The sequence below is a fragment of the Vibrio sp. 10N.247.311.51 genome, assembly GCF_041467855.1.
Taxonomy (GTDB): domain Bacteria; phylum Pseudomonadota; class Gammaproteobacteria; order Enterobacterales; family Vibrionaceae; genus Vibrio; species Vibrio coralliirubri.
In genome coordinates, this window is record NZ_JBFSVK010000038.1 from 35859 (window position 1) to 42484 (window position 6626).

The 6626-nt window shown below is 44.4% G+C and carries 4 protein-coding genes; 1 reads left to right on the forward strand and 3 read right to left on the reverse strand.

Translation table 11 applies throughout. The features are described 5' to 3' along the window. Positions 1-57: 57 nt before the first annotated feature. The 3 genes from mutL to tsaE form a co-directional block, all read right to left on the reverse strand. Positions 58-2244 carry a DNA mismatch repair endonuclease MutL gene (gene mutL, locus AB6E85_RS23745; protein WP_372144460.1) on the reverse strand — a complete coding sequence of 729 codons (2187 nt, stop codon included), beginning with the start codon at positions 2242-2244 and terminating at the stop codon, positions 58-60. A 102-nt stretch (positions 2245-2346) separates the two neighbouring features. Next, on the reverse strand, positions 2347-4062 hold the full coding sequence (locus AB6E85_RS23750; RefSeq protein WP_372144462.1) for an N-acetylmuramoyl-L-alanine amidase: 1716 nt from the start codon (positions 4060-4062) through the stop codon (positions 2347-2349). After that, on the reverse strand, positions 4056-4520 hold the full coding sequence (gene tsaE / locus AB6E85_RS23755) for a tRNA (adenosine(37)-N6)-threonylcarbamoyltransferase complex ATPase subunit type 1 TsaE (protein ID WP_004735870.1): 465 nt from the start codon (positions 4518-4520) through the stop codon (positions 4056-4058). Before tsaE ends, AB6E85_RS23750 begins: the two co-directional genes overlap by 7 nt. Positions 4521-4760: 240 nt before the next feature. On the opposite strand from tsaE, the gene queG reads away from it, so the two are divergent. Further along, positions 4761-5939: a tRNA epoxyqueuosine(34) reductase QueG gene (gene queG / locus AB6E85_RS23760; RefSeq protein ID WP_372144464.1), complete on the forward strand. Its 1179-nt coding sequence runs from the start codon at positions 4761-4763 to the stop codon at positions 5937-5939. Positions 5940-6626 lie beyond the last annotated feature (687 nt).

The window sequence follows — 6626 nt, forward strand, 5'->3', positions numbered from 1 at the left end:
AAAGGGCTTTGTGTCGCGACGTATTCAGCTAAAAAGACAAAGGTCGTCGCGAAAAAATTAAACCGTAAACGCGGCTATAGTCGCTGAAAAGTCGATAGGATTAACAAACTCTGGATCATCTAATGGAAGTAGACCATGCCAAAGTTGTTCTAGTTCCCCAACTAGTTGAACCGCTTCAGATAAAGTGTAGTCGCTTTTTACTTGTGCCGTTTGAATCCCGATCCAGTTGACCAATGATGGCAATAGGTCGTTAGAAACATTAGCCGAGTGATTATCAACAATCTGAGCGTTTAATGAAGCCGCGTAAGATAACAGATCTGGGATCAAAATTTGTAAGTTTTGCTGCCTTAAAGGAGAAGGCACGCCCATCACCATTACCGCCTCGCTGTTTCGCGCCTTAAGCTCAATCCCCAGTAATGCTAGAGTTTGGCTCAGTGCCTTAGCAACTTCGACAAGTTCACTACCCAGCTTAATCGATAAGGGCACCAATAGTGGCTGGCTTTTTAACGCGCCACCTCGAGTATCAAGCTGACCAACAACACGTAATAACTCAGCCTTAGCCAAGGAAACCAACACACTGCCGTTCTTATTACCCATCACCAGATATTGACGTTCCACAATCGAGACCGCTTTACCCAAGTCCGTTACAGGTGCTCTTGGCTTCAAGTTAACGGGATTCTGTTGAGCAGGCTTAGCTTCTTTGTCTATGTTATCTCTGGTTTTGACTGGTGCCACACGCTCTTGAGAAGATGAAGGCTGCACAACTTGATCATCAAAATCAGGCGTTTTCAGAAGCTCTTTGTAGGCTCTCACTTCTCGCTTAGAGGGCGCGGGTTCACCATGATGTTGGTGTGGCTCTTTCTCTTTTTTAGGTTCAGGTCGAGACTCTATCCACTCTTGACGAGGAGACCCGGTAAAACTGCTTTCACTAGCAGACGAGCTTCGGCCAGCAGATGAACTTGAGCTGGTTGATGGAGCATAGTGTCGCCCGCCATCATTAACGCTGTGTTGAGGTTTATCATGAACCTGCTCAGATTCGGCTTTTCTCGGGTAGGATGGTGTTTGCTCAATAGCGTGTCGCACCCTATCCGAAACTTGGGTTTGATCCGAACTGCTAGGCATTACGCTTTCTGGCTCAGCGAAACTTGCAACACCATCAACTTGAGAACTCGTACTATCTTGTTGATGATATGTCACTTCTGATTGATGAAAAGCCGACTGATTGATTGGCGCAGCATCGATCTGCTTGCTCTGTGCTAAACCATCGCTCAATGCTTGGTAAATAAAGTCATGCACAAGGCGCGCTTGATGAAAACGTACTTCGTGCTTTGCAGGGTGAACATTCACGTCCACTTGATGTGGGTCTAACTCAATAAATAACACATACGTTGCGAATTGGTCTGGACGCAGGCTGGTTTCGTAGCTTTGACGAATCGCATGATTGATCAGTTTGTCACGCATCATACGACCATTCACATAGCAGTATTGCAGGTCGCTTTGTTGTCTTGCTCCTTCTGGCGTGGTGATCCAGCCATGAAGTTTTAGGCCTTGATGCTCAAGTTCGATCTTAAGCATATGACGAACAAAAGGATTGCCACATACCGCAGCGATTCGCTTTTCTGCTTGAACTTGTGTTTTTGCAGCGCGGTACTGACGAATCATTTTACCGTTATGACGAAGGTTGATCGTCACATCAAAGCGACTTAATGCAATACGCTTGAGCAACTCATCAATATGGGTGAATTCTGTTTTCTCGGTGCGTAAGAATTTGCGGCGTGCTGGCGTATTAAAGAACAGGTCCAACACCTCAACCGAAGTGCCAATAGGATGCGCCGCAGGCTGCAGTTTCACCTGCATATCACGGCCTTCACTGTGTGCAGCCCAAGCTTGGTCTTGAGTGGCAGGGCGTGAGGTCATGGTTAAGCGCGCAACCGAGCTAATACTCGCCAGCGCTTCACCACGGAAGCCTAGGCTGACGATCGCCTCAAGATCATCAAGAGTGTGGATTTTGGAGGTAGCATGACGACTCAGTGCCAAGGCAAGCTCATCTTTTACGATGCCTTTACCATTGTCACGAACGCGGATCATCTTGGCGCCACCTTTCTCGATATCAATATCGATACGTGTCGCACCAGAATCCAAACTGTTCTCAACCAACTCTTTTACAACAGAAGCGGGTCTTTCTACCACCTCACCCGCTGCGATTTGGTTAGCTAACCGAGCTGGCAGTATTTTGATCGTCATATTTATAGCTACCTTACTGCCATTGATGGAAACGCTGCTACGTTTGCACTAGTTCTTATTTTTTATCATTGATATACCTGAAGCCGTTTAGCATTCCCAAGACTACTTGTGAGGAATAATCAACACTTGGCCGATAGCTAGACTGTCAGATCGTAGCTTATTCGCTTGGCGAATGCTGTTGACGCTCACGCCGTATTTCGAAGCTATCTTGCCAAGGTAATCACCTCTTGCAACTTTGTGTTTGCGCAGAGGAACATCTTTAACTTCAACCGTAATACGTAACTTTTGGCCTACTCTCACCGTCTCTGATTTCAAACGGTTCTCACGTTTAATATCAGCCACCGACACTTTATAGCGGCTAGCGATCTTACCTAAGTACTCTCCAGACTTAACCGTGTGAGTGATGGTCTTAGTTTTAACCGCATTGCTTGATGATGAACTTGAAGCGCTGCCTGGAATCTTAAGTACTTGGCCAATTGCTAGGCTGCTCGATTTCAGATTGTTGAACTTCATCAACGTCCGTGTTGAGGTACCATATTTACTCGCAATCACAGACAAAGACTCACCACGAGAGACTTTATGTTGGCTCACGCTGCCCGTTGATGACGTTGCGTTAGACAAGACAATCCCTTCAGGCGGGTTAGCCTTCAAATACTTAACGACCGCTTTAGTCACTGCTCGTGCCAATTTATCTTGGTGCGAACGTTGGAAAAGAAGCTTCTCTTCCGTCGGATTCGAAATAAAACCTGTCTCTACCAGTACTGATGGGATCTGTGGTGAACGTAATACCGCTAAGCTGGTGTTAATCGGCTTGCTGTTGTGCAGTTTCGCAACCTTACCCATTTCAGACAGAATTGCCGTTGCCAGTTTGTAGCCCTCTTTTTGAGAGTGGCTAAACTGCAAATCAAGCAGGGTTTGGTTTACGTTCTTATCATCAATATTGCTTGTGAACGCTGCACCGCTACCACCAAGCAATTCAGACTGTTTCTCTTTATTCTCAATCCAACGAGAGATCTCTGTATTTGCGCGTCGAGTGTTCAATACAAACACTGAACCACCTCTTGGTTGAGGCGTCGTAAAGGCGTCGGCGTGAATAGAGATCATCAAGTGAGCTTCATTCTCACGAGCAATCGCAACACGTCGGTTCAGGTTTACAAAGTAATCGGCATTACGCGTTAAGCGTGTCTTTATTCCCGGCACTGCATTTAGATGTGCTGCGAGCTTTTTAGAAATGCTTAGAGTCGCATCTTTTTCGTATTTACGCGTAGGACCAATCGAACCTGGGTCTTCACCACCGTGGCCAGGGTCAATCACAATGAGAATGTCTTTCTGGCGCTTAACCTGATTAATGTTCTTACTGACCGTTGGCTTACTCGGCTTCGATGTCGCTTTACTTGCCGCACCATGAGGTAAGTCGATCACCAAACGGTGCCCGTACTGACCACCCGGAGTCGGGCTCAGTTTGAACAACTCGGCTTTAGACGACTTCTTTAACTCAAAAACCAAGCGATAGGTGTTTTTGTCTGGCGGTGAGCTCTTACGAATCTTAGATAGAGCAGGGCTATCTTTCACCTCGACCGGTAACTTAGTCGCAAGACTGGTATTTTTTAAATCAACCACTAAGCGACTCGGGCTACTCAGGGTGAAATAGCTAAAGTCCGCTTCTGATTTTAAGTCGATAACCACACGAGTTTCTTCTGGAGAAGGCCAAACCCTTAAACTTTTCAGTGAGTTTGCAGAAACAAGTGAAGAAAACAGTATAGAAAAAACAGCAGCCATCATGGCCACTGTTGAAATAAGGCGTTTAGAAATCAACATAACTCCAACTGACTAAGTAAGCGCTGTCCGTATTCACTATTAGCGGTTAAAGAAACAATACGGTGATCGTCTTGGTAACGAATATCAATATCCAAATCGGCTTCTGGTAGCATCCCATAACCTTTCTCAGGCCATTCAACCAAACAGATAGCATCCGGAGTAAAGTAGTCACGAATTCCCATGAACTCCAATTCTTCAGGATCGGCTAAGCGATAAAGATCGAAGTGATATACCTGCCAATCTGCAAGTTGATAAGGTTCAACTAGAGTATACGTTGGGCTTTTTACATTTCCTTGATGGCCAAGTGCTTTTACAAAGCCACGACTGAAGGTCGTTTTACCTGCGCCAAGATCACCATGCAGATAAATAGTCGTCTGCTGTGAGCAAAGATTAGAAAGCTCCGTTCCTAATTGAATCGTTGCTTGTTCATCTTTCAAAGTAAATTGTTTCGTGCTCATGAATACGTTCTCTAAAAATTGATCGTTGACTATATAAAAATCAAAAGAACAAGAATAGTAAACCGTGATGCTTTTGGGAGACAAGCACTCAAGTGTAAGTTCTATGAAAAATACTGCTCAAAACGCGTCTGTTCTGGTCAACACCACTAAGATCCGTTAAGATCCGCCCCCATTTTTGCCGAACCTAATTTTAATTAGCCTTATCTCTAATTGTAAAACAGAGAAAATAAGAATTAAGCCATGAATCTAGACCATCTTGCTGAAAAAATTAAAATCTGGGGAAAAGAGCTAGGCTTTCAAAAAGTTGGCATCTGCGATGTTGACTTAAGTGAACACGAAGCCCCTCTTCAAGCATGGCTAGATGCTGGCAACCACGGCGAAATGGATTGGATGGCTCGACATGGGATGATGCGTGCACGTCCTAATGAACTTCACCCAGGCACAATTCGAGTGATCAGCGCTCGAATGAACTACTTACCACCAGAAGCTCAGTTCGCCTCTAACCTAAACGATACCACTCAAGGCTACATCAGCCGTTATTCGTTAGGCCGCGACTATCACAAATTGTTCCGTAACCAGTTGAAAAAGCTGGGACAAAGAATAGAGAAAGAGGTCGAAGGTTTAGACTCACGTCCTTTCGTCGACTCAGCGCCCATTTTGGAAAGACCGCTCGCTCAAAAAGCAGGGTTGGGCTGGACAGGTAAACACTCATTAATTCTTGATAAAGACGCTGGCTCTTGGTTCTTTCTAGGGGAGCTGTTAGTTAACATCCCTCTTCCAACGGATGAACCCAGTATTGATGAGTGCGGCAAATGCACCGCATGTATCACTTCTTGCCCAACGGGTGCCATTATTGCTGATGGCGTAGTGGATGCTCGTAAATGTATTTCGTACTTAACCATTGAATATGATGGTGTGATCCCTGAAGAGTATAGAGATGCCATTGGTAACCGTATCTACGGTTGCGATGATTGTCAGTTAGTTTGCCCGTGGAATCGTCATGCCGAACTCACAGAGCAAACCGACTTTCACCGCAGAGAAGATTTCCAAGAAGCCGATCTGGTTTCACTTTCAAGTTGGGACGAAGCAACCTTCCTAAAGAAAATGGAAGGCTCAGCAATAAGACGTATCGGCCACACCCAGTGGTTACGCAACATCTTTGTTGCGATGGGCAATGCACCATTCCAACAACGCATTGTTGAAACGCTGGAATCCAATCAAGGAAAAAACGATATGTTGGATGTACATATTGAGTGGGCTTTGAATAAACAACTACAGCAGTTACCCAACGCTAGCAGTCTGCAAGAAGATAGCTCTACGCAGAAAAATAACGGTGTACAAAAAAGTAACAGCAAAATCCTCACCAAAAAACACAGACTGATACGGATTGTTGAGAAAGGGCTACCAAGAGACGCCTAGCCCTTTTGGCATCAAGGATTGGCAGCGACACCCACATCGGCAGTCCAATATTTAAGACAACTCGTTGCACATAATTTTAGAACAATGTTTGACCTTGTTCTCAATTCTAACAATGTGGAAAAAATTCAGAACTCTCGTAAACTTCCGACACTCGCACAAAGTTAAACACAGTACCGATAAATGATTAAGATCAAAAAACAACAAGTTAACGATCTTTTATCAAATTCAAGATAAGCATTCAACTTGATAAAAAACAACAAGTTACGATCGCCACAATTCAGCTAATATATTGAAAACAAGAAAGATCTTTTAGGAATATGTAAAGAATTAAGACTGAAATAACTTTATCAACCAAGTTATCCACACCTAACATTTTGTGGATAAGTCTGTTCATAGATGTGAAAAACCTCAAGTATCTGCTTCAGAGACCTGATGTTTACTAGCATTCCAGTTGCTAAGAAAAATTTAAGACAAAAAAATATCCACCATGATGGAGGATTATTTGCTTTTTGGGGGGATTATGCTTCGCAGCATTAAAGAAAGAGCGTGACCCTTAAGGTCGCCTTTAAACTCTGTGATCTAAAGAAAAACACGGTGGTTTAAAGAGTCTTAATAGCTTTTTAGAAGAAAGCTGGAGCGATACATCGGGTTCGAACCGATGACCTCAACCTTGGCAAGGTTGCGCTC